General features: G+C 72.7%; 18 protein-coding genes and 2 pseudogenes. 14 read left to right on the plus strand and 6 right to left on the minus strand.

Going from position 1 to position 22,754, the window contains the following annotated elements:
• Positions 1–67: 67 nt before the first annotated feature.
• Both paaI and ACFHWY_RS15325 read left to right on the plus strand, forming a co-directional pair.
• Positions 68–430 (plus strand): annotated as a pseudogene (gene paaI, locus ACFHWY_RS15320) (hydroxyphenylacetyl-CoA thioesterase PaaI); the annotation flags it as partial.
• Positions 431–578: 148 nt separating this feature from the next.
• On the plus strand, positions 579–1,145 hold the full coding sequence (locus ACFHWY_RS15325; RefSeq protein ID WP_416580900.1) for a dienelactone hydrolase family protein: 567 nt from the start codon (positions 579–581) through the stop codon (positions 1,143–1,145).
• 708 nt (positions 1,146–1,853) lie between these two features.
• On the opposite strand, the pseudogene ACFHWY_RS15330 reads toward ACFHWY_RS15325, so the two are convergent.
• Positions 1,854–2,990 (minus strand): annotated as a pseudogene (locus tag ACFHWY_RS15330) (adenylate/guanylate cyclase domain-containing protein); the annotation flags it as partial.
• 192 nt (positions 2,991–3,182) lie between these two features.
• Here ACFHWY_RS15330 and ACFHWY_RS15335 point away from each other — a divergent pair.
• The 5 genes from ACFHWY_RS15335 (at position 3,183) to ACFHWY_RS15355 (ending at position 11,458) form a co-directional block, all read left to right on the plus strand.
• Positions 3,183–6,056 (plus strand): helix-turn-helix transcriptional regulator, encoded by a 2,874-nt coding sequence (locus tag ACFHWY_RS15335; RefSeq protein WP_416580858.1) that lies wholly within the window; start codon positions 3,183–3,185, stop codon positions 6,054–6,056.
• Between the two features lie 106 nt (positions 6,057–6,162).
• Entirely contained in the window at positions 6,163–6,933 is a 771-nt protein-coding gene (locus ACFHWY_RS15340; protein WP_416580859.1) for a DUF5995 family protein, read from the plus strand.
• Between the two features lie 257 nt (positions 6,934–7,190).
• On the plus strand, positions 7,191–7,586 hold the full coding sequence (locus tag ACFHWY_RS15345) for a hypothetical protein (RefSeq protein ID WP_416580860.1): 396 nt from the start codon (positions 7,191–7,193) through the stop codon (positions 7,584–7,586).
• A 65-nt stretch (positions 7,587–7,651) separates the two neighbouring features.
• On the plus strand, positions 7,652–9,742 hold the full coding sequence (locus ACFHWY_RS15350; protein ID WP_416580861.1) for an amino acid transporter: 2,091 nt from the start codon (positions 7,652–7,654) through the stop codon (positions 9,740–9,742).
• A gap of 168 nt (positions 9,743–9,910) precedes the next feature.
• Positions 9,911–11,458, plus strand: coding sequence for a hypothetical protein (locus ACFHWY_RS15355; protein ID WP_416580862.1), 1,548 nt, complete (start codon positions 9,911–9,913; stop codon positions 11,456–11,458).
• Between the two features lie 114 nt (positions 11,459–11,572).
• Here ACFHWY_RS15355 and ACFHWY_RS15360 read toward each other — a convergent pair whose 3' ends face one another.
• The 5 genes from ACFHWY_RS15360 to ACFHWY_RS15380 all read right to left on the minus strand — a co-directional run bounded on the left by ACFHWY_RS15360 (position 11,573) and on the right by ACFHWY_RS15380 (position 15,902).
• The gene (locus ACFHWY_RS15360) at positions 11,573–11,779 is read right to left on the minus strand and encodes a hypothetical protein (RefSeq protein ID WP_416580863.1); all 207 of its coding nucleotides are present in this window, start codon (positions 11,777–11,779) and stop codon (positions 11,573–11,575) included.
• 549 nt (positions 11,780–12,328) lie between these two features.
• Entirely contained in the window at positions 12,329–13,042 is a 714-nt protein-coding gene (locus tag ACFHWY_RS15365; protein ID WP_416580864.1) for a helix-hairpin-helix domain-containing protein, read from the minus strand.
• Positions 13,043–13,261: 219 nt separating this feature from the next.
• The gene (locus ACFHWY_RS15370; RefSeq protein WP_416580865.1) at positions 13,262–14,611 is read right to left on the minus strand and encodes an FAD-dependent oxidoreductase; all 1,350 of its coding nucleotides are present in this window, start codon (positions 14,609–14,611) and stop codon (positions 13,262–13,264) included.
• A gap of 11 nt (positions 14,612–14,622) precedes the next feature.
• Positions 14,623–14,970: a TcmI family type II polyketide cyclase gene (locus tag ACFHWY_RS15375; RefSeq protein ID WP_416580866.1), complete on the minus strand. Its 348-nt coding sequence runs from the start codon at positions 14,968–14,970 to the stop codon at positions 14,623–14,625.
• A gap of 122 nt (positions 14,971–15,092) precedes the next feature.
• Complete coding sequence (locus ACFHWY_RS15380; RefSeq protein WP_416580867.1) at positions 15,093–15,902, minus strand: AfsR/SARP family transcriptional regulator; 810 nt, start codon at positions 15,900–15,902, stop codon at positions 15,093–15,095.
• A 400-nt stretch (positions 15,903–16,302) separates the two neighbouring features.
• Here ACFHWY_RS15380 and ACFHWY_RS15385 point away from each other — a divergent pair, with 400 nt between their 5' ends.
• From ACFHWY_RS15385 to ACFHWY_RS15415, 7 genes are read left to right on the plus strand one after another with little or no spacing between them, the layout of a single operon-like run.
• Positions 16,303–16,629, plus strand: a complete 327-nt coding sequence (locus tag ACFHWY_RS15385) for a TcmI family type II polyketide cyclase (protein WP_416580868.1) — start codon at positions 16,303–16,305, stop codon at positions 16,627–16,629.
• Complete coding sequence (locus tag ACFHWY_RS15390) at positions 16,626–18,323, plus strand: acetyl-CoA carboxylase carboxyltransferase subunit alpha (protein ID WP_416580869.1); 1,698 nt, start codon at positions 16,626–16,628, stop codon at positions 18,321–18,323. The genes ACFHWY_RS15385 and ACFHWY_RS15390 overlap by 4 nt, the downstream gene beginning before the upstream one ends.
• Entirely contained in the window at positions 18,320–18,907 is a 588-nt protein-coding gene (accB, locus tag ACFHWY_RS15395; protein WP_416580870.1) for an acetyl-CoA carboxylase biotin carboxyl carrier protein, read from the plus strand. The genes ACFHWY_RS15390 and accB overlap by 4 nt, the downstream gene beginning before the upstream one ends.
• An 11-nt stretch (positions 18,908–18,918) precedes the next feature.
• Complete coding sequence (locus ACFHWY_RS15400) at positions 18,919–20,298, plus strand: acetyl-CoA carboxylase biotin carboxylase subunit (protein WP_416580871.1); 1,380 nt, start codon at positions 18,919–18,921, stop codon at positions 20,296–20,298.
• Positions 20,295–21,068 carry an SRPBCC family protein gene (locus tag ACFHWY_RS15405; protein WP_416580872.1) on the plus strand — a complete coding sequence of 258 codons (774 nt, stop codon included), beginning with the start codon at positions 20,295–20,297 and terminating at the stop codon, positions 21,066–21,068. Before ACFHWY_RS15400 ends, ACFHWY_RS15405 begins: the two co-directional genes overlap by 4 nt.
• Positions 21,061–21,459, plus strand: a complete 399-nt coding sequence (locus ACFHWY_RS15410) for a cupin domain-containing protein (protein ID WP_416580873.1) — start codon at positions 21,061–21,063, stop codon at positions 21,457–21,459. The genes ACFHWY_RS15405 and ACFHWY_RS15410 overlap by 8 nt, the downstream gene beginning before the upstream one ends.
• A complete protein-coding gene (locus ACFHWY_RS15415) occupies positions 21,456–22,730 on the plus strand; it encodes a beta-ketoacyl-[acyl-carrier-protein] synthase family protein (RefSeq protein WP_416580874.1) in 1,275 nt (424 codons plus the stop codon). Before ACFHWY_RS15410 ends, ACFHWY_RS15415 begins: the two co-directional genes overlap by 4 nt.
• The last annotated feature ends 24 nt before the right edge of the window (positions 22,731–22,754 follow it).

Here is a 22,754-nt window from a genome sequence, read left to right on the forward strand (position 1 = left end):
GAGGGCGACGCCCTGCCGAGACGGCCCCGGGAGTCAGGTGGACCCGCAGCGCACCGCCGCCCACGAGATGTTCGACGCCGACGCCGCGTCCAACCGGCTGGGCATCGAGCTGGTGAGCGCCGCCGACGGTGCCGCGGTCGCCCGGATGCGGATCACCGACGGCATGGTCAACGGTCACCGCATCGCCCACGGCGGTTTCGTGTTCCTGCTGGCCGATACCGCGTTCGCGTTGGCCTGCAACAGCCACGGTCCCGCGACTGTCGCCGCTGGCGCCGACATCACCTTCGTCCGCCCGGCCCGGCAGGGCGACGTTCTCGTCGCTCGTGGGACCGAACGTACCCGGTACGGCCGCAGCGGCATCTACGACGTCACGGTGACCCGCGAGGACGGGGAGGTGGTCGCGGAGTTCCGTGGGCAGAGCCGCGTCCTGCGCCCGGTTGTCGCGCCCGGACACGGCAGATCGGCGCCGGAGGATCGGGACGGCCCGGCAGCCGGCGACCACGACTGAGCCGGGCGGCCGGCGCAGAACCCGCGCGTGCCGGTCCGGTCTGGTCCGCGGCGTCCGGCACGATGTGCCGATGCGACACGTCGTGCTCTTCCACTCCGTCTACGGGCTGCGACCGGCCGTGCTGGCCGCCGCCGACCGGCTGCGCGCCGCCGGGCACCGGGTGCACGTGCCCGACCTGTACGGTGCGCCCGGCGTCGACACCGTCGAGCAGGGCTTCGCGCTGCTGGACCGGACCGGCCGGCAGAACGTGCTCGACCGCGCCCGCGCGGCCCTCGACGGGTTGCCGCCCGAGACCGTGCTCGCCGGGTTCTCGATGGGCGCCGGGGTGGCCGGCGCGCTGCTGGCCGATTGTCCCGACACCGCCGGGCTGCTGCTGTTGCACGGCACCGGAGCCTCCCCCGAAACGGTCCGCCCCGGACTGCCGATCCAGCTGCACCTGGCCGACCCCGACGCCTACGAGCCGCCCGAAGAGGTCGATCAGTGGCAACGGGAGATGAACTCCGTCGGAGCCGACCTCGCCGTGCACCGCTACCCGGGAGCAGGGCACCTCTTCACCGACCCGGCCGTCGCCGACCACGATCCGGCCGTCGCCGAGCTGGCCTGGGGCCGGGTTCTGGCCTTCCTGACCCACCGCTGACCCGGCCTGCCGTGGCCGGTAGGCCGGGGTGTGTCGGGGCCGGCGATCCGCTTCGACGCCCGGCGTCGCGCCCGCCGCGCAGGTCCGGACGAGCCGTCCAGGGCGCGCACCGGCCTCCGCCGAGGTCCCGGGGTCGGCACGGCGGGTGAAGCTGGCCCGCACTGCCCGGGGCAGCCGGGCCGCGGCGACGTGCCGCACCAGCGGGTCCCGGACCTCGTACCCGCCGGCCGGGAATGGCACGAGAAAGCCCGAGCAAGTCAGCGCGGCCAGCTCCGCCGCCGTCTGTGCGGCCGGCCAGCCGAGGACCCGGGCCAGCTCCCGCGCGGTGCGGCCCGGCGGGAGCGCGGCGACGGCCATCAGGGCCGCCCGGCGCGTACCGTCGATGCGGTCCAGGCGGGCATCGACGACCCGACGGATGCTCTCCGGTACGGGAAGCTGCGCCGGATCGCCCCCGCAGAGCGAGTGCACGTACGCCACCGCGTGCCCGGGAACGCCACCGACCAGCGGGATCAGCGGCCCGGCCAGCCTGACGGGCTGGCCGGCCCGGCGCAGCAACCGGCGCAGCAGCCGGCCGGTGGTCATCGGGTCGAGTGGACCCAGTGGCACCCGCACGGCCGTCCGGCTGGGACCGCTGGTGTCCGGGCTGCCGGTCGCGACCAGCACCAGCGGCAGGCCGCTCACGTTGGCCAGGTCGACCAGGGTGTCCAGGTGGCGTCGCAGTACTGGTGCCGCGCGGTCGAGGTCGTCCACCGCCAGCACGACCGGCTGCCGCCGAGCCAGGCTCAGCAGGACCGCCTGCCAGTGCGCCATCGCCCGGGCAGCGGCCGGCGCGCCGGCCGTACCGGACAGGTCATCGACGGTGTTCAGCGCCGGTGCCAGCAGATCCGCCGGGACCAGGGCCCCCAGCGCGGCGGCCAACCGTCCGCGTACCCGGTCGGGGTCGTCGGTGGGACGGGCCCCGGCGAGCCCGCGGACCAGCTCCGCGGCGGGCTCCAGCGATCCGTCGGGGCAGGGTGGGCAGGCGGCCCGGCACCAGCGCACCGGGACACCGTCCACGGTGGGTGTGCTCCGGACCAGTTCCCGCAGCAGCCGGCTCCGTCCGCTGCCCGCCGTGCCGAGGATCAGCAGGCGCCGCGCGCCGCGGTCGCGTACCGCCTCGGTGAGTCGGTCCCGGGCGACGGCCAGTTCCCTTCGCCGGCCGAGCAGCGGATCGTCGTGCTGCGGCTGCCGGGGCCGAAGGGTGCCGGTGGCGTGCCAGATCTCGACCGGCAGCGCCTTGCCGGTCACCGGCACCGCTGGCGCCGGGCGCTGCGCGATCAGCCCGGCGACGGCCCGGCGGGTGGTGCCGCATACCGCCACCCCGCCGGGCGGAGCGAACTCCTGTAGCCGGGCGGCGAGCGTGATGACCGCTCCGCTGGCCATGCCGTGCCCGCCCTCGTGGCTGACCGCCAGGTCGACCACGGCCTCGCCGGTGGCGACCCCGACCCGGACCCGCAGCTCTGGTGCGCAGGCCAGCGGACGCCGGTCGAGGGCATCCTGGATCTCCAATGCGGCCCGCACCGCCCTGTACGCCTCCCACCCGTCGCCGCGACGCGCGCCGAACAGGGCCATCACGGCGTCGCCGACGTACTTCTCCACCACGCCCTCCCACCGGCGCAGCACCTGGGCGACCGTGTCGAAGTAGGCCCGTTGCAGGGCGCGGACGTCCTCGGGGTCCAGCCGATCTATCAGCCGGGTCGATCCGACGATGTCGACGAAGAGGACGGTGACGGTCCGTCTCTCCTCCGCCACGGGCCAGGTCGGCCGCCTGACGGGGTCGGGAGCTGCGACAACAGACATGGGCATGGAGATCCCACCCGCCTCACCCCCCGTGTGTTCTGACTGTGTTCGGAGCGTGTCACCCCTGGTCTGACGGCGGATCGGCAGAACGACGTATGTCGGCCAAACGCAACCTTTGGTCGCAATGTCGACGCGATGAGTAGGAGAGGCGGGTGGTCGCGGTAGAAGGGGGGCGCCGCCTGTGACTAGGCTGCGAGCATGGCCAGCGATGTGGACACCACACCGCTCGTCGGTCGGGCCGACCTGCTGGTGACGGTGCGCGCCGCACTGCTCGACGACGTGGCGCCCGGACACACGGCGGCGGTGTTCCTGACCGGCGAGAGCGGCGTGGGCAAAACCCGGCTGCTGCGCGAGGTCGGTGACCGGCTCAGCGACAGCGGCGCCCTGGTGCTCTACGGCTCCTGTCTGGACATCGGCGACGCCTCGCCGTTGCACCCGCTGCGGCAGGCGCTGCGTCGCCTCGACGCCGGTCCGGCCCCGACCGCCGAGGCCTCGGTCCGTGCCCTGCTCGCCGTGTTCGCCGAGGACGGTGCCGGTCCCGACGGCGCGGGGGCGCTGCTGGAGCGGGTCTCCCGTGGGTTGAGCGTGATCGCCGGTGGTCGTCCGCTGGTGCTGGTCCTCGACGACCTGCAGTGGGTCGACCGGACGACCCGCCAGCTGCTGCTCTACCTGCTGGCCGGCCTCGGTGACCTCCAGCTGTCGGTGCTGGCGGCGGTGCGGTCGGAGTCCCTGCAGGGGGCGCATCCGCTGCGGCGGGTGCTCACCGAGCTGCGCCGGCTGCGGTCGGTGCGTGTGCTCGACCTCGCGCCCCTGGGCCGGGCGGGCACCGAGCAACTCGCCGCGGCGGTGACGCGCCGTCCCCTCGCCCCCGAGGCGGCCGAGCAGTTGTGGCGGCGCAGCGGCGGCAACCCCTTCGTCATCGAGGAACTCTCCCGGGATCTGCGCGACGGGCGGGACGGGCTCTCCGACACCCTGCGTGAGGTTTTCCTGGCCCGGGTGGACGCCCTGCCCCAGCCGGCCCACCGGGCGGTGCACGCGGTCGCCGCCGGAGTGGAACCGGTCGAGCACTGGCTGCTCGCCCGGGTGGTCGAACTGCCCGAACAGGAGCTGCTCGCGGCGGTCCGGGCGGCAGTCTCGCACCGGTTGCTGGTCGGTACGAACGACGGCTACCGGCTGCGCCACCGGCTCGTCGCCGAGGTGCTGGAGGACGAGCTGCTCCCCGCCGAGCGGGCGTTGCTGCACCGTCGTTACGCCGAGGCGTTGACCTCGGTGCCCGCGGAGCTGCACCAGGCCCGGCTGGCGCACCACTGGCGGTTGGCCGGCCAACCGGAGCGGGCGTTGCCGGCGGCGGTGGCCGCCGCCGAGGAGGCGGAGCGGCTGTACGGCTACGCCGAGGCGCACCGGCACTGGTCGGTGGCGGTGGACCTGGCCGAGGGGCTACCCGGAGCGGACCGGGCGGCCCTGCTGGGGCACGCGGCGGAGGCCGCCCACCACTGTGGTGAGTACGCCCGGGCGCTGGCGCTGCTTGAGGAGCTGGCGGGCGCCGACACCGGCCTCCCGGCGTGCGAGCTGCACATCAGGCGGGCCCGCTACCTGGCCGCCGCAGGCCGGTCCGCGTTGGCCGAGGTGGAGTACCAGCAGGCGCTCGACGTCGCCGACTGCACACCCGGGCAGCGGGCCACCGCCGCTGCCCGCCTGGCGGAGTTGTTGCTACAGCTCGGCCGGTACGCCGACGCCGGCCAGCGGGCGCGGGAGGCGCTGGCACTGGCCGAGCAGGTGGACGGTGCCACCACGGAGGTGGTGCTGGCCAGCGCCGCGCTGGGCTTCTCCGAGGCGTACCGCCAGGACCCGGACGCGGGCCTGGCCGTGCTGCGCCGGGCGCTGGCCACCGCCGAACGCGCCGGCCGCCCGGAGGACGTGGCGTTGGCCTACCTGCACCTGGCCGAGCTGCTCACCGGACCGCTGAACATCCTCGAGGAGGGGGTGGTGGTGGCCCGCCGGGGTGCCGAGCGGGTGGCCGAGCTGGGACTGGGTCGCTCCTACGAAACCCGGCTTTTGGCCATCGCCACCAACGGCCTGTTCCGGGTGGGGCAGTGGGCCGAGGCGGAGAAAGTCCTCGCGGCGGCACTGCGGCACCGCCCCTCCGGCGCCGACGCGGTCGAGTTGCTGCTGGCCCGCTGCCGGCTCTCGGTCGGCTACGGCGACATCGAGGCGGCCGACCGGGACCTCGACGCGGTGGCGACGATCCTGGCTGGCGGCGGGGCCCGGCACGTCATCCCGCTGCTCACCCTGCGCGCCGGGCTGGCCATGTGGCGGGGGCAGCACGACGTCGCGCGGCACGCCGTGCAGCGGGGGCTAACCGAGACCCGCTCCGACGACCTGGTCATTCTCGCCGTGCTGGTTTGGCATGGCCTGCGCGCCGAGGCCGAGGCGCACGCCAGCCGCACCGTCGCGGTCGACGAGAGCGCGGTGCGCCGGCTGCGTGAGATCGCCGACCGGGTCGCCAGCCGCAGCGAGCGGGCGGCTCGGCCGGTGCGTTACGTGGTCGACGGATACCTGGCCCTGTGTGCGGCCGAGGTGAGCCGTCTCGACCGGGCGGACCCGGAGTTGTGGGCGCTGGCCGCCGCGGAGTGGGATCACCGCAACCATCCATACCCGGCGGCATACTCCCGGCTGCGCCAGGCAGAGGCGTTGCTGGCCAGCCGCCGAAAGACCGCGACCGCCGGCAAGCTGCTCCGGCGGGCGTACCAGATGGCGCAGGGGCTCGGGGCGGTGCCGTTGACCGACGAGATCCGTGCGCTCGCCGGCCGGGCCCGGGTCGCGCTGGAGGACCGCGTCCCGGCGGTGGCGGCGGGGTCGACGGGGCCGGGCGGCGAGGAACTCGCCGCGCTGACCACCCGGGAACGCGAGGTGCTGGCCGCGGTGGCCGAGGGGCTGACCAACAAGGAAATCGGCCAGCGGCTGTTCATCAGCGAGCGGACGATCGGTGTCCACGTCTCTCACATCTTCGACAAGCTTCAGGTACGTACCCGCGTGCAGGCCAGCGCAATCTTCCTACGAAGCCACGGTTAGGCCCCGGATACGTTGTTCTACTGATGTCCGTCGGCGTCACGGCTGAGAGGCTGGCTGCGGCGTCGGCACGCGACGACGGCGTCGGCGAAGCAGAGTGGAGGCGGGCGTGAGTGAGCTGGTCTGGGGGCCTGTGCACCGGGACATCGTCGACCTGCTCGCCGATCATCCGGCCGACGTGCCCGCCGTGGTCGACCACCTGACCAAGCTGCAGGACATGCTGGTCCGCCTGCCTCCGCTGCTGGACAGTTGCCCGCTGGCCGACTTCAACAAGCTGTATCTCACCATCACCACCAGCGTGCTGGATGGGCTCTATGCCGACCGGTTCGTCGACCCGGTCTTCCTGTCCCGGTTGGACGTGGAGTTCGCGGCCCGCTACTTCGACGCTCTGCGCATGTGGAGCGATTCCAGTCCCAGCCTGCCGAGGGCCTGGGCGTGCCTGTTCGAGCGGATGCAGGGCCCCGACGCCCGCCCGCTGCCCTCCGCGGCGGCCGGCGTCAACGCGCACATCAACTTCGACCTTCCGTTCGCGCTGGTCACCACGTTCGACCACCTCGAATCCGAGCCGGTCGACGGCAGCGACCAGCACCGCGACTACCTGGAAATCAACAAGATTTTCGCCGACAAGATCCCGGGGCTGCGCCGGGGCTATCTCGAGCAGTGGCAACTGCTCATCGACATGCTCAACGGCGACATTGACGACTGGTACCAGGGTGAGCTGATCGGGTACACCCGCGATGTCGCCTGGCGCAACGCGCAGCGGATCTGGCGGTGCCGGCACGACCCGCACCGCCACGAGCGCGAGCGCAGGCGGCTCGACGACACGGCCGCCGCACTCGGTCGGTTGCTGCTGTCGCCCCTCGGGGCGTTCCTGCAGTAGCCGCGACGGGGGGTTCCCGCGCTCCGCCACGGGGGCGGAGCGCGGGGGCAACCGACTCGTCCGGGCGATATCGCCCGGACGAGAGCACGGGGGAACAGGGGCCGGCCGGCCCGGGGGGTGTCGGCCGGCCCCCGCGGGGTACGCCCCGGCATGACCGTAGTACCCCGGCGTCGCCCCACCGGCCGGCCTCGACCGCGTCCCGCCACCCCGCACCGTCCCGCGCGGCCGGGAGAGCGCGCCCGCCGGGGAGGCCGGGGATGACGGCGCACCTGTTCGGCTTCCGGTTCGACCCGCTGTTCCGCCCCGCGCTGGCCGTGCTCGGCGTCCGGCCGTCGACGGCCTGGGTGCGCGTCGACGCCGATGACCTGGCGGTCGGGTTCGGGCCGTGGCGGCTGCGGACCGGGCGGGAGAACATCGCCGACGTGCAGGCCGGCGGCCCGTACCGCTGGTGGCGGGTGATCGGTCCGCACCTGTCCGTGTCCGACCGGGGGGTCACCTTCGGTAGCAGCACGGCTGCGGGGCTCTGCGTCCGTTTCGTTCGTCCGGTGCCCGCCCTGCTGCCCGGTGGCTGGCTGCGGCATCCAGGGATGACGGTCACCGTGGTCGACCCCGCTGCGCTGGCCGGGGTGTTGACGTCGCCGGGCGGTGGCTGAGCCCGAGGGTGCGGTGGCCACGGCCACCGTCTGTGGTTCTGTTCGGCAGCGGCGAGGGCGGGGGCATGGGGGACGGGTCCAGAGCACGGCGAGGCCGGGGCCGGCGTCGTCCGGCCCCCGGGGCGCCCGAACCCGCGCTGCGGGCGGCGCGGGATCCGACCCGCAGGGGTGAGCGGGCGGGCCGAGCGGTCACCGTACCCGAGCATGTGGCGGTCCCGACGGGTCCGGTCCGGGCGGAGAGCCGGCTACGCCGGTGGCTGCTGGTCCACCGGGTGCAGCCGGTCGGCCCGGAGACCGCCGAGGGGCAGGCCCGCTCGCATGCCTGGTGGCGGGTGATGTGCCTGACCGGCGTCGACTACTTCTCCACCCTGTCCTACCTGCCGGGTATCGCGGCACTGGCGGCCGGGGCGCTGTCCCCGGTGGCGACGTTGCTGATCGTGGCGCTGACCCTGTTCGGGATGCTGCCGATGTACCGCCGGGTGGCCCGGGACAGCCCGCACGGCCAGGGTTCGGTGGCGATGCTGGAGCGGCTGTTGCCGTTCTGGCGCGGGAAGATCTTCGTGTTGGTCCTGCTCGGTTTCGTCGCGACCTCGTGGATCGTCACGATCACCCTCTCCTCGGCTGACGCGACGGTGCACATGCTGCAGAACCCGTACCTGCCGGAGGCGTTCGGCGGGACGGCCGTGGCGGTGGGCGTGACCGTGGTGCTGCTGCTCATCCTCGGCGGGGTGTTCCTGCTCGGCTTCCGGGAGGCGGTGGCGGTGGCCGTCCCGCTCGTCGCGGTGTTCCTGGCGCTGAACGCGGTGATCGTCGGGGTGTCGCTGGTCGAACTCGCCGATGATCCGCGTCCACTGACCGGCTGGACGGCGGCGCTGACCGCAGGCGGCGGGCCGGGTCAGGTGGCCCTGACCGCGGCGCTGGCGTTCCCGCTGCTGGTGTTGGGTCTGTCCGGCTTCGAGACCGGCGTGAGCATGATGCCGCTGGTCGCCGGTGACGGACCGGACGCGCAGGCCAGGCTGGCCGCACGGATCCGCAACACCCGGCGGCTGCTCACTCTCGCCGCGCTGATCATGTCGGTCTACCTGCTCTCGACCACCTTCGTCACCACGGTGCTGATCCCGCCCGAGGAGTTCGCCCCAGGAGGTGCCGCCAACGGACGGGCGCTGGCCTATCTCGCCCACGAGCGCGTCGGGGAGGCGTTCGGTACCGGTTACGACGTGAGCAGCGTCCTGATCCTCTGGTTCGCTGGTGCCTCGGCGATGGCAGGTCTGATCAACATCGTGCCCCGTTACCTGCCCTCCTACGGCATGGCGCCGGAGTGGGCGCGGGCGGTCCGACCCGTGGTGATCGTCTACACCCTGGTCTGCGTCGTGCTGACCGTCGTGTTCCGCGCGGACGTCGACGCGCAGGCGGGGGCGTACGCCACCGGGATCCTGGCGATGATGGTCTCCGCCGCCGTGGCGGTGGCGATCGCCGCGGTCGGCCGCCGGCGGCGAGGCGTCGCCGCCGGCTTCACCGTGCTCACCCTGGTCCTGTTGTACGCGCTGGTGGAGAACGTGATCGCCAAGCCGGATGGGCTCGCCATCTCGGGGCTGTTCATCCTCGGCATCATCGCTGTCTCGCTGGTGTCCCGGGTCAGTCGGACCACCGAGCTGCGGGCGGAGCGGGTCGAGTTCGACCAGGCGGCACGGCGGTTCGTCGCCGACTCGGTGGCTCACGACGGCCGGCTGCACGTGATCGCCAACAAGCGGCACAGCGGTGCGGTGAAGGAGTACACCATCAAGGAGCGGGCGCAGCGCGGGTTGAACCCGGTGCCGGGAGCGACCGACGTGCTCTTCCTGGAGATCGACGTGATCGACCCGTCCGGGTTTCGCCACGTGCTGCGGGTGCGGGGTGTCGACGTGGGCGGCTACCGGGTGCTGCGGGCCAGCAGCCCGGCGGCTCCCAACGCGATCGCCGCGATCCTGCTGGCGCTGCGCGACGCCACCGGGGTACGCCCGCACGCGCACTTCGAGTGGTCGGAGGGGAACCCGATCGCGCACCTGTTGCGCTATCTGATCCTGGGCCGGGGGGACACCCCGCCGGTGGTCCGGGAGATCCTGCGCAAGTCCGAGCCCGATCCGAGTCGTCGACCCGGGATTCACGTCGGCGGGTAGTACGACCTCCTTTGCTGTACATGAAGGCGAACGGCTTACTTGTTCATATATGCCTGATTTGTTCTTTCTGTCACCGTACGGTGGCCTCTGGTGGCTGAGGCGACGTCAGCCACTCCGCGCCCGTTTCGGCGTGGCCGTGTTTCGCAAGCACGAGAGGCAGGAACCCTGATGTCCACGTACCGAGGGAGCCCCGTTTCGGCGTGGCCCGGACGCCGATCCCGCTGGTTGGCCGGCGGTCTGGTGGCGGGCAGCCTGGTGGCCGGAGCGGCCGGGCTGAGCGCCGTCACCGCCTCGGCTGCCGACCGTGATCCGGCGGCGGCGAATCCGAGCCGGCCCGCCGCGATGTTGCAGCACGACGTGCCCGGTGTCGAGGAGACGCCGGCTGGCGGCCAGCCGGACCGGCAGCGGGCCGAGTGGCGGCACGACGACGGCGGCGCCCCCGACCGACCCACCGAACGCAACGGCCGCCCGCCGCAGCACGCGGTGCTGCCGGTGCCCTGTGACTCGGCGCAGCTCATTGCCGCGCTGGTTCGGGCCAATGCCGAGGGTGGTGCCACGCTGCGGCTGGCGGACAAGTGCACCTACCCGCTGACCCACGCCTTCCAGCAGGCCGACGAGTACGACGGCGGTATCCGCGACGCGCGGGAGGCCGCCGACGCCGCCGAGAACCCCGGCGACGCCGAGGCTCCGCCGCGCAACCCGGCCGACGACAAGGCCGGCCTCCCGGTGATCTACCACGGCATCACCATCGAGGGTTCCGGCGCGACCATCGTGCGTGGTGTGCACGCCGACGAGTTCCGGTTCTTCACCGTCCGCGACGGCGGCGAGCTGACCCTGAAGGACGTCACTTTGCGCAACGGCCGGTCGGCGGCGGAGGGCGGCAGCATCCACGTCGTGCACGGCGCCTCGGCGGTCGTCGAGGGCGTAACCGTCCTCGGCAGCACCTCCCGGTCGGCGGAGGGCGGCGGTGGCGCCATCTTCAACGACGGCAACCTGCTGATCAGCGACAGCAAGCTGATCGGCAACCGGGCCGCCGGTGCCCAGGGCAAGGGCGGCGGCCTGCTCAACGGGGGTGTTATGACCATGCACCGGACCGAGTTCCGGCACAACAGCGCGGTCAGCTACGGCGGTGGCCTGGCCAACTTCCGGGCCGCGGGTGAGGTTCACTCCTCGACCTTCGTGCAGAACAACGCCGCCCAGGGCGGTGGCCTGGCCAGTTTCTCGGCCCGCACCAAGGTCTTCGACAGTCTCGTGGCGCACAACGACGCCGAGGTCGGTGGTGGCCTGGCCAACTCCGACGCGGTGCTCATCGCCCGGCAGTTGACCGTGCGGGACAACGCCGCCAGCGTCTCCGGCGGTGGCATCTCCACCTTCCAGGGGCTGCTGCCACTCGACGACAGTGTGGTCAGCGGCAACACCACGCGGGGCAACGGGGGCGGCATCCACAGCGAGAAGTCGAACCTGCTCGTACGCGGTAGCGACGTCGAGGGCAACGACGCGGTGGGCAAGCGCTCCCAGGGTGCCGGCCTGTTCGTGACGGCCGGCTCCACCTCGCTATACCGGAGCCGGGTGACCGGTAACCAGTCCACCGTGAACGCCGCCGGAATCCAGGCCGAGCGGGCCCAGGTCAAGATCGACGATGAGAGCGTCGTCATCGAGAACAACCCCACCAACTGTGAGGGAAGCAAGGTGCCGGTGGCGCACTGCTTCCGCTGAGCGGCACGGCTGACCGTCACGTGTGGCCTCGCCTCCTCCGGTCAGGAGGAAGGCGGGGCCATACGGCTCTGGGGACACGTCGGGTGCGGGCAGGACGCTCAGGCCGAGATGGCGTTACTGGGAGGGCTGGGGCAGTTCGCAGTCGACCTTCGGGTTGGCGCCCGCGTAGTTCAGCGGACCGGCGGCGATGGTCACCAGGATGGTGCCGATCTCGGCACAGTTGGTCTCCTCATCGCTGTAGTAGCCGCGCTGTCCGCCCGCGACGGCGCCGATGATGAGCCAGATCACGACGAGGACTCCGAATATCGACGTGCCACGCATGGCTTCCTCCACGGGTTCGGGATGAGTTGCAAGGTGTCAGGCCCTGTACCCAACCGGACCGAGCGGCTAACGGGCCGGTCGGAGCGGCCTGTCGCGGCTGCGGGCCAGCGTCCGCTCATGCTGCGACGCACTCGTCACGGACGGCCACTTCGGCATTGTGCTGACGGCCGGTCGTGGGCTTTCAGTCGACCACGCCGCGTGGGTTACGTAGGAAGCCGGCACCGATCCACCAGTCCGGTAAGCCAAGGTCGGCCGTAGCCCGAAGGACTCTGATTGCTCCCGGGTCTGACCCGATCACGCCTACGATATCCCGCGCGCCCATGACCACCCCAGAGACCCTGGACCTGTTCGAGGCCAGCCTCGTCGGCGGCGCGTGCGACGGACCGGAGGCACTCGGGCGTTGGCATCGGAGCCACATGTCTGGGGGGCGGGCGTCTCGGGCGGTTCACCGAGGCTGCGCGGAAATCGCGCAGGGCCACTGCGGTGCGGACCAGTGGGCCACTGTCGCCGGTGCCCGGATGAGCACCGGCGACAGCGGCGCAGGTCCGGTCAGGCGTTGTCGTCGGCCTGGGCGGCCAGCACCTTCGCCTGCTGGGGCCAGGTGACGAGGCTGGCGGTGGCGCGCAGCCCGGCGCTCTTGACGGTGTCCCGCAGCGTGGCCTCGTCGAGCTCCGCCAGTTGCCGGTAGGTGCGGATACCCGCGCCGTGCAGCGCCGCGGCCATCTTCGGCCCGACGCCCTGGATGCGTCGGAAGTCGTCCGCGCCACCCTCCGGGGCCACCGCGACGGCGGCGGGCTCCGGGGCGGTGACCGGCTCCGGGGCTGGTTCCGCGACGACGGCCGGCTCCGCGGCGACCAGGGCGGGTTCGGGCGCCGTGGTGGGCTCGGTGGCGGCGCTGGGTCGTACCGGCGGGACGGCGACCGCCGGGCGCGGCGTGGGGGTCGCGTCCTCGGCCGGTCCGTCGAGGGCGGACACGGCGGCGGCGTCGGTCGGCGCGTCGGTCGGCTCGGTCCCGGTGGCTTCCGTACCGGCGGCTTCGGCGCCCGCCCGCGCGGACTCGTCGGTCGGCGGCTGCGCCTCGGCGGCCGGCTGATCGGTTCCAGCGGTGGCCGCCGGGGCCGCTTCGGTGGTCCCCTCGCCCGTCGTTCCGGTCGTCGGCGCCGGGGGTTCGTCCCGCCGGCGGCGCAGCAGCACCCAGCCCGCCGCCAGGCCCACCAGAAGCGCCACGAGCAGTATCAGCCAGCTTCCGAAGGACTCGCCCACGGTAAACCTCCCTGGAGTTCACATCTGGATCGTCGCGAGAAAAACTCGCCGCAGCTTCGCACACGTGCGGCCGGGGCAACAGACGGGCCAGGTAACAGTCCGTACGGGTCGCACGGGAGCTACGGCTGGTGTTCGACGCGGGACGGACGGTGTGGATGGACCGGACGGACACCACGAACCCGGCGCAGGTGTCGGCGCCGGGGTCGTGGGTGCGTCGGATCAGTCCTGTTCACCTCGGTAGGTGTAGAAGTCGTCGACGAACTTGCGCCGCAGCCGGGGAACCCGGCTGGTGACCCGGAAGTAGCCCCGGGCGCCGAGCAGCGCGAGCCGGCCGAACACCGGCTGGTACATCCGGTCGTCGCCGTTGGTGCCGCTGCGGCCCAGCGAGTCAGCGACCCGGGCGAAGCCGTAGGGCGCCATCACCGCCTCGTAGTCGGCGACGGCCTGGACCAGGGTCTTCTCGCTGGAGGTGGCGAGGATCAACTGTCGTCGCAGCAGGTTCGCGTCACGCAGCGCGGTGTTGGCGCCCACTCCCCGGCCCGGCGTCATGGTGTGGATCGCGTCACCGAGGAGGGTGACGTTACTGCTCTTCCACGGTGGCACCGGCTCCGAGGTGGACACCCTGATCGGCAGCGCGCTGTCGGGGTCGGCGAGGCTGAGCAGTTCCCGCAGGTGTGGGTGCCAGTTGGCGGTCAGGTCCAGGGCCACCTGGATCAGCTCCGCGCCGCGCCGACACATGACGTCCGGCGGGAAGCGGCGGGCGGTGCTCCAGACGACGAGGTTGATGTTGTCGCGGGTGGGGTCGTGGCGTAGTCCCGACCAGCCGGCGAGCAGCGCCGCGGCGGCGGGGGCGATGTCCGGCTTGAGCTGGCCGGCACGGTCCCATTTGAACTCCATCACGTGCAGCACGCCCATCACCCCGCCGGTACCGAAGATCAGCGAGATGCCCCGTTGTACGGTCTCCGGGAGCAGCGCCCGGGTGTGATCGGTGAGCGGCACCCGGGTGGCGATGTTGACGGTGCCGGCGTCCCGGATGGCCGCGTGCGGCAGGTACTGGCGGCGGACCGTGGAGTGCGTGCCGTCCGCGGCCACGAGCAGGTCACCGGTGGCGGTGCCGCCGTCGGCGAAGTGGGCGGTGACCGTCGCGTCGTCGTGCTGCTCGTACCGGGTGAAGGTGCGGTCGAAGTGCACGGCGTCCGCGATGTCGGTGAGCAGCACCTGGCGCAGCGTCATCCGGGCCACCGACCGTTCCGAGTCGACCGGGTGGGTGTCCGGCCGCAGCGGAAAGGACGCTGTGTGGCGCATCTTCTGGTTGAGCACGTTGAAGTAGCGGGGTGAGCGGGCGCAGGTGGCCAGGTAGATCTCGAACAGTTCGGGCGGCAGGCAGTCGCGCAGGGCCCGGCTGCCGGTGGGGCCGATGCCCACCCGGTAGCCGAGCAGCCCGTCGCCTCGGCCGCGGTGCCGTTCGTAGACGGCAACGCTGATCCCGGCCCGGCGCAGGCCGTGCGCCAGGCAGAGGCCGCCGGTGCCCGCGCCGACGATCAGGACGTGCGGTGCTCGGGTGGCCACGGCGTCGCCCGTCAGCCGGCCACACGTGGGGCCGGCACGCTCGTGTCGTCCCAGCTGTAGAAGCAGTTGGCGATCGCGTCCCGCGGCGAGCGCCAGGTCGGCAGGTACGGCGAGGTGTGCGCCGAGAGTCGCTCGTTGACCTGGCGGTAGAGCGGGTGGTTGCGGGCCGCCGCGAGGGCGTCCGCACCCACGTCGTCGGTCTCCATGAGGTGTACGCACAGGTCGTGCAGGCAGTACAGGGACCGGTGGCGTACCCCGGTCAGGCCGGGCAACTCGGACGTGTCGGACTCGGCGAAGATCTGCGCGACGCGGCTCTCCGCGCCCGGGATGATCCTGTTGACGATCACTAGACGGCTCATCGGACCCCTCTCACCGGTGGTCCGGCCCGGCGACGCCGGGTCTCGGACCGCTGTCCTGCCAACCCTGTCCGCAGCGCAGTCACCTGTCCGTCAATGTCCGGGCGGGGTGCGGTGACGCACGGTCAGCGGGTCTGGAACGTGGTCCGCTCGACCAGGTGCCGGCGGGGCCCGCTCGTCGGCCGGCTCGCCCGGCGGATCGGTTCGAGGGTTTCGGCGAGCAGCGCGCTCATCGCCGGTGACGGTTCCAGCCGCAGTTCCCGCAGCAGCAGGTCGCGGTAGATGTAGTAGGCGTGCACCGCCTCGAAGGCGTTGCCCTCGGCGAGATGGATGCGGACCACCAGCCGGTGCGGGGTCTCGCGCAGCGGCTCGGCGGCCATCGCCTCCAGTGCCGCCTCCAGTGCCTCGCCGTGGCGGCCGGCGTTCAGGTGGTGGCCTGCCACCTGTTCCAGCATGTGCAGCCTGAGTTGGCGTAGCCGCTCCCGGTCGGCCAGCACCCAGTCGTCGTACCAGCCGGGAAGCAGGTCGTGTCGGCCGGCGGCGAACACCTGTGCGGTGTCGGCCGGCGGCCGGCCGTGGCGGACCCGGGCGGCTGTGTCCACCAGCTGGTCGACGTCGACGCGAACCAGCGGGTCGAGGCGGACGGTGTCGGCGGCCGTGGTGAGCGGGCAGTAGGGATCCTGGCGCAGCCGCCACAGCGCGGTGCGTAGCGAGGAGAGAGCCCGTTCCTCCGACGTCTCCGGCCAGAGCAGCCCGGCGAGGTGGGTGCGGGTGGCGCCGGGGCGTAGCCCGATCAGCGCGATGATCCGTTGCAGGCCCCGGGGCACCGCGACCGTCGTGCCCCCGTGGGTCAGTCGGAATCCGCCGAGCAGGTGCAGGCACACGTCGGCGTCGCGGCGCTGGCCGGTGGTGGGCGTGGGTGAATCGGCAGCCACGGCGGCACCCCCCTGCGGAACGCGTCGGTTGCGGGTCCATCTCCGGCCCCGGCGCGGCCGCCGTGACGCCACTGTCGACTCGCTGGGGCCGCCGCACGTCGTGTGCGGAGCCCGGTCTGACTGCCGCGAAGATTATCAATAGCAGTTACTCTGAGTCAACGATGTAGTCGGTATTGCAACACGCCCGCATCCATGAAAACGCCTCTGAACTGCGAAAGAATCTTGGTCGAGCAAAACCCTGCCGTTCAGCTCACGCACAGGATGCGTCAACGCACCGTCACCACAGCAGGGGTCGATCAGGAGGCGCCGGTGACGCTCGGATGACGCCGTGCTCCGCATCGTGTCGGCAGCCGTCGGGGCATCCCGGTGGTCTCGCCACCGGCCATGGGGGAGGACCAGCATGGACCGAACGCTGATCGTCGCGAAGGTGGTTCCGACCGCCGAGGCGGCGGTCGCCGAGATCTTCGCCGAGTCCGATACGACCGACCTTCCCCGACTGGTGGGTGTCCGGCACCGGTCGCTGTACCGCCTGCACGACCTGTACGTGCACCTGTTGGAGACCGGGTCCACCGGCGACGGCGCGGTGGAGGCGGCCCGGGAGCATCCCGAGTTCGTTAGGGTCAGCGCACGGCTGCGACCGCACATCTCGCCGTACCTGCCGGACTGGCGCTCACCCCGGGACGCGATGGCCCACTGCTTCTACCGCTTCGACGGGCGGCAGCCGTGACCGCCACCGCGCACCCCGGCGAGACACTGTGGTCCCGGTGCGGCGGCTGCGCCACCCTGTTGTACCGCAAGCGGCTGCGCCGCAACCTCGACGTCTGCCCCGAGTGCGGCCTGCACACCCGGCTCGCCGCGCCCGAGCGGGTCAGGCAGCTGGTCGACCCGTCGTCGTTCCAGCCGCTGCCCGACCGGGCGGTGGAGGTCGACCCGATCGACTTCGTCGACGTCCTGCCGTACCCGCACCGACTCGCCGCCGCCCGCATAGAGACCGGGATGCCGGAGGCGGTGCTGTGCGGCACCGCCACCATCGGCGGATTCCGCTGTGCGCTCGCCGTGATGGAGTTCCGGTTCCTCGGCGGCAGCCTCGGCTGCGCCGTCGGCGAGCTGATCACCCGTACCGCCGAGCGGGCGCTCGATGCGGGCCTGCCGCTGATCCTGGTCACCGCCTCCGGTGGCGCCCGCATTCAGGAGGGCGCACTGTCGCTGATGCAGATGGCCACGGTCAGCCAGGCGATCGCCGCGCTGCGCGAAGCCGGGTCGCTCACCGTCAGCGTGCTGACCGACCCGACGTACGGGGGCGTGGCGGCCTCCTTCGCCACCAGCACGGACCTGGTGCTCGCCGAGAGTGGCGCGCGGATGGGCTTCGCCGGCCCCCGGGTTATCCGCCAGGTGACCGGACGTGACCTGCCGGAGGGCTTCCAGACCGCCGAGTTCCTGTTGCGGCACGGCCAGGTGGACATGGTGGTGCCCCGGCACGCGCTGCGTGCCCGGCTGGCGACCCTGCTCGCCACGGTGGGCACCGCCCGGGGCACCGGACGCACCGTGGTGCCGAGGTCGTCGGCGCCAGCCGACCGGGCGCCCGACGGTGCTCCGGCGCCGGCACTCGACGCCTGGGAGACGCTGCGCCTGGCGCGGCATCCGGGCCGCCCTACCACCCTTGACTACCTGGAGGGCGCCTTCGACGGGTTCACCGAGCTGCACGGCGACCGGCTCGGCGGTGACTGTCCAGCGGTGGTCGGCGCAGTGGCCCGGCTTGACGGCCGGCACCTGATCGTCATCGGCCACCAGAAGGGGCACACCACCGCGGAGTTGGCGTCCCGCAACTTCGGGATGGCCACCCCGGCGGGGCATCGCAAGGCGCTGCGGCTGATGCGGCTCGCCGCCCGTCTCGGCCTGCCCGTGGTGACCCTGGTGGACACACCGGGGGCCGACCCGGGCATCGACGCCGAGGAGCACGGCCAGGCCGCCGCCATCGCGGAGAACATCCTGACCCTGTGTGCGCTGCCCACACCGGTCCTCGCGGTGGTGACCGGGGAGGGAGGCAGCGGCGGCGCACTGGCCCTGGCCGTCGCCGACCGGGTGTTGATGCTGCAATACGCGGTCTACTCGGTGATCAGCCCCGAGGGCTGCGCCGCGATCCTCTGGCCGGGTCGTCCGGCCGCCCCACAGGCGGCTCGCGCGTTGCGGCTGACCGCGCCGGACCTGCGCCGGCTCGGGGTCGTCGACGACGTGGTGCCCGAACCGGCCGGCTCGGCCGCCGCCGATCCGGAGGCGACGGCCAGGGCGGTACGGCAGGCGGTGCTGGCGAACCTGCTGCCGCTGCTGGACGTGCCGGCCGCGGCCCTCGTCCAGCGGCGCCGACAGCGCTTCCGCCGCTTCGGCGCGGCGCGCGCGAGCATCAGGGTGGGCGTCCGATGAGCGGCACGGTCCAGGCCGGTGCTGCGCCCGCGACGCCCGCGCAGCACCGGCCGCACACCACGCCGACGGCGTTCGTCGACGGCCCGCCGGCGGACGGAGCCGCGGTCGCGGTGCCGGGCCGCACCGGGCCGGCGGAGATCGATGCCACCCTGGCGGCCCTGCGCCGGCACGCTCGGCAGTTCGTCGCCGAGCTGGCCGGTCCGGTCAACCGCCTCCGGCTGCGTTGCGCAGACGCCGAGCTGGAGGTGGAGTGGTCCCGGCCGGTCGGGCCCGGGTCCGTCCCGGCGGCACCGGCCACCGTGCCGGCCGACGTCACACACCCGAGCCTCCGTCCGGCCGCGACCCGCACCAGTGTCCGCTCACCGATCGTGGGCACCTTCTACCGGGCGGCGGAGCCCGGCGCGGCACCCTTCGTGGCCGTCGGTGACCTGGTCCGGCCCGGACAGGTCGTCGGGATCGTCGAGGCGATGAAGCTGATGAACGAGATCACCGCCGACCGGGCCGGACGGGTCGCCGAACTGCTGGTCGCCGACGGACAACCGGTCGAGTACGACCAACCGCTGGTCGCCCTGGACCCGGCCTGAGGTGGTGGGCGATGTTTCCCAAGGTGCTGATAGCCAACCGCGGTGAGATCGCGCTGCGCGTCCTGCGCGCCTGTCGTGAACTGGGCATCCGGACCGCCGTGGTCTACTCCACCGCGGACGCCGACTCGGCGGCGGTGCGGCTGGCTGACGAGGCCGTCCGGATCGGGCCCTCGGCGAGCCGGCGCAGCTACCTCAACGCTGCCGCCATCGTGGAGGCGGCCCGCAAGGTCGGTGCGCAGGCGGTGCATCCCGGCTACGGCTTCCTCTCCGAGGACGCCGACTTCGCCGAGATCTGCGCGGACAACGGGCTGACCTTCGTCGGGCCGCCCCCGCACGTGATGTCCGTACTGGCCGACAAGTCCGCCGCCCGGGCGTTGATGAGCCGTGCCGGGCTGCCCCTGGCGCCGGGCGCCGTGCAGCCGACACCGACGGCCGCCGACGCCGCGGCGGTCGCCGCCGAGGTGGGGTACCCGGTCATCATCAAGGCGGCGGCCGGGGGTGGCGGCCGGGGGATGACCGTGGTCCACGCCCCGGCCGAGCTGCCCCGGGCGTACGCGCGCACCCGGGCCGCCGCCCAGGCCGCCTTCGGTGACGACCGGGTGTACGTCGAGCGGTACCTGACCGATGCCCGGCACGTCGAGGTGCAGCTGCTCTGCGACTCCCACGGCAACGGTGTGCACCTGGGTACCCGGGACTGTTCGGTGCAGCGCCGGCACCAGAAGCTGGTCGAGGAGGCGCCCGCTCCGGGGCTGTCCCCGGCGACGCTGGACTCGATCGCGCGGATCGCCCTGCACGGCGCGCTCGACGTCGGGTTCACCGGCGTGGGGACGGTGGAGTTCCTGGTCGACGCCGAGGAGCGGTTCCACTTCTTGGAGATCAACTGTCGGATCCAGGTGGAGCACCCGGTGACTGAGATGATCACCGGGATCGACCTGGTGCACGAGCAGTTCCACGTCGCCGCCGGGACTCCGCTGCGCTGGCGGCAGCAGGACATCCGGCTCACCGGTGTGGCCATCGAATGCCGGGTCAACGTCGAGGACCCGGACAGTGGCTTCGCCCCCACCCCCGGCAGGCTCGACCGGTTCGTGCCACCCGGTGGCCCGTTCACCCGGGTCGACACCCACGGTCACGCCGGATACCTGGTGGGACCGTACTACGACTCGCTGCTGGCCAAGGTCGCGGTCTGGGCACCCGACCGGGACCTGGCCCTGAGCCGGCTGGAGCGGGCGCTCGGTGAGTTCGACATCTCCGGTCCCGGAGTTAGCACCACCATCCCCTTCGTCCGGCGGGTACTCGACGACGCCGACTTCCGCAAGGGTCGCCACTCCACCGGCCTGGTCGACCGACTGATCGCCGCACCGATCCCCGCACATCCGAGGAGGAAACGATGACCGTCACCGACGGCCGCTCACTGACGGCGGAGATAACCGACATCCTGGTGACCAACTGCGGGCTGGACCCGGCCGCCGCGTCCCGCGCGCCGGCCGCCTCGCTGCAGGAGCTGGGGATGGACTCCCTCGCCTTGCTCGAACTCACCGCCGTGGTCGCCGACCGGTGGCAGGTGAGCATCCCGGAGCAGGCCGCGCAGCTGAGTATTCCCGCCGTGGCCGACCTGGTGGCCCGGCGGGCCGACCCGCCCGGACACACCGAGAACTCCATCGTCATCGCCGCGCCGCTGGAGTTGGTCTGGTCGGTCACCAACGACGTCGCCGGGTGGCCCGACCTGTTCACCGAGTACGCCCGGGCCGAGATCCTGGACCGCGCCGGAGACACCGTCCGGTTCCGGCTGACCATGCACCCCGACGAGAACGGGGTGGCCTGGAGTTGGGTCAGTGAACGCACCGTCGACCCGGCCAGCGGTCAGGTGCGGGCCCGCCGGGTGGAAACCGGGCCCTTCGAGTACATGCGGATCCACTGGACCTACACCGAGCAGCCGGACGGCACCCGGATGACCTGGGTGCAGGACTTCGCCATGAAGCCGAGCGCGCCGGTGGACGACGCCGGGATGACCGAGCGGATCAACACCAACAGCGTGGTGCAGCTGGCTGTGATCAAGGACCGCCTCGAACGGTTGGCCCGTGAGCGGGCGGGCGTCGTGCCCCCCGCGACACCGACGCCCGTGCCGGCCGGCGGAACCGGAACAGGAGCCGACGATGAGTGACCTCGCCCTGGTGGCGGCCAGGGACGTGCCGGCGGACCGGCGACGCGGCGGCGAACTGCGCGTCCTACTCGGCCCTCGAACCGTCGGCAGCACCTCGGGCTTCATGGGTGTGGCCAGCATGGCGCCGGGGGAGCGGATCGCGGAGCACTACCACCCGTACAGCGAGGAGTTCCTCTACGTCGCCCGAGGCTCGATCACCGTGGATCTGGACGACGAACCGGTGCCGCTGTCGGCGGGCGAGGCGCTGTTCGTGGCCCGCAACGTCCGGCACCGGCTGCGCAACACCGGCCACCTGCCAGCCGAGGTGGTCTTCCACCTCGGACCGCTGGCCCCCCGGCCGGAACTCGGCCACGTCGACACCGAACTGGTCGAACAGCGGGACGGGTCGTGACCGGCCGCCGCACGGTGGTGACCGGCGTCGGGGTGGTCGCTCCCGGCGGCGTCACCCGTGACCGGTTCTGGAAGGGCATCACCGAGGGGCGTACCGCGACCAGGCGGATCAGCTTCTTCGACCCGTCGCCGTTCCGGTCCCAGATCGCCGCCGAGTGCGACTTCGACCCGGACGCCGCCGGGCTCACCCCCGAGCAGCGGCAACGCGCCGACCGGTACGTGCAGTTCGCGTTGGCCTGCGCCGCCGAGGCGGTCGCCGACAGCGGACTCGAACTCACCGAAGCGCAACGCGACCGCGCCGGCGTCGTGCTCGGCACCGCGGTCGGCGGCACCACGGCCCTGGAGCAGGAGTACGTGACGGTGAGCGACAGCGGCCGGCGCTGGTTGGTCGACGCGGCTCTCGGCGGCCCGTACCTGTATCCGGCGCTGGTTCCCAGCAGCCTGGCCGCCGACGTGGCCTGCCGGCACGGCCTGCACGGCCCGGCGCAGGTCGTCTCCACCGGATGCACCTCGGGCATCGACGCCATCGGCTACGCCCACCAGCTCATCGTCGACGGCGAGGCGGACATCGTGCTGGCCGGCGCCGCCGACTCACCCATCTCCCCGGTCACCGTCGCCTCCTTCGACGCCATCAAGGCCACCAGCCCGGACAACGACGATCCGGCGCACGCCTCCCGCCCGTTCGACGCCGACCGGCACGGCTTCGTACTGGCCGAGGGGGCGGCGGTGCTGGTGCTGGAGGAGGCCGGTCACGCCACCCGACGCGGCGCCCACGTCTACTGCGAGGTCGCCGGCTACGCCGGCCGCAGCAACGGCTACCACATGACCGGTCTGCGCCCGGACGGCCTGGAGATGGGGCTGGCCATCACCGACGCGCTCCGGCAGGCGAGGCTGGCGCCCGAGGACGTCTCCTACATCAGCGCCCACGGCTCCGGTACCCGGCAGAACGACCGGCACGAGACAGCCGCGTTCAAACGGTCGCTCGGCTCGGCGGCGTACCGGGTGCCGATCAGCTCGATCAAGTCGATGGTCGGGCACTCGTTGGGTGCCATCGGTTCCATCGAGATGGCCGCCTGCGCCCTGGCCATCGAGTACGGGGTGGTGCCGCCGACCGCCAACTGGACCACCCGGGATCCGGAGTGCGACCTGGACTACGTGCCCAACGAGTCCCGGGAGGTGCCGGTGGACGTGGCCCTCTCGGTGGGCAGTGGCTTCGGCGGCTTCCAGTCGGCGATGCTGTTCCGCCGGCTGTCCCGGAAGGTGACGTCGTGAGCCGCTGGTCCGCCCACATCGGCG

This window comes from Micromonospora sp. LOL_024 (genome assembly GCF_048060415.1).
Taxonomy (GTDB): Bacteria; Actinomycetota; Actinomycetes; order Mycobacteriales; family Micromonosporaceae; genus Micromonospora.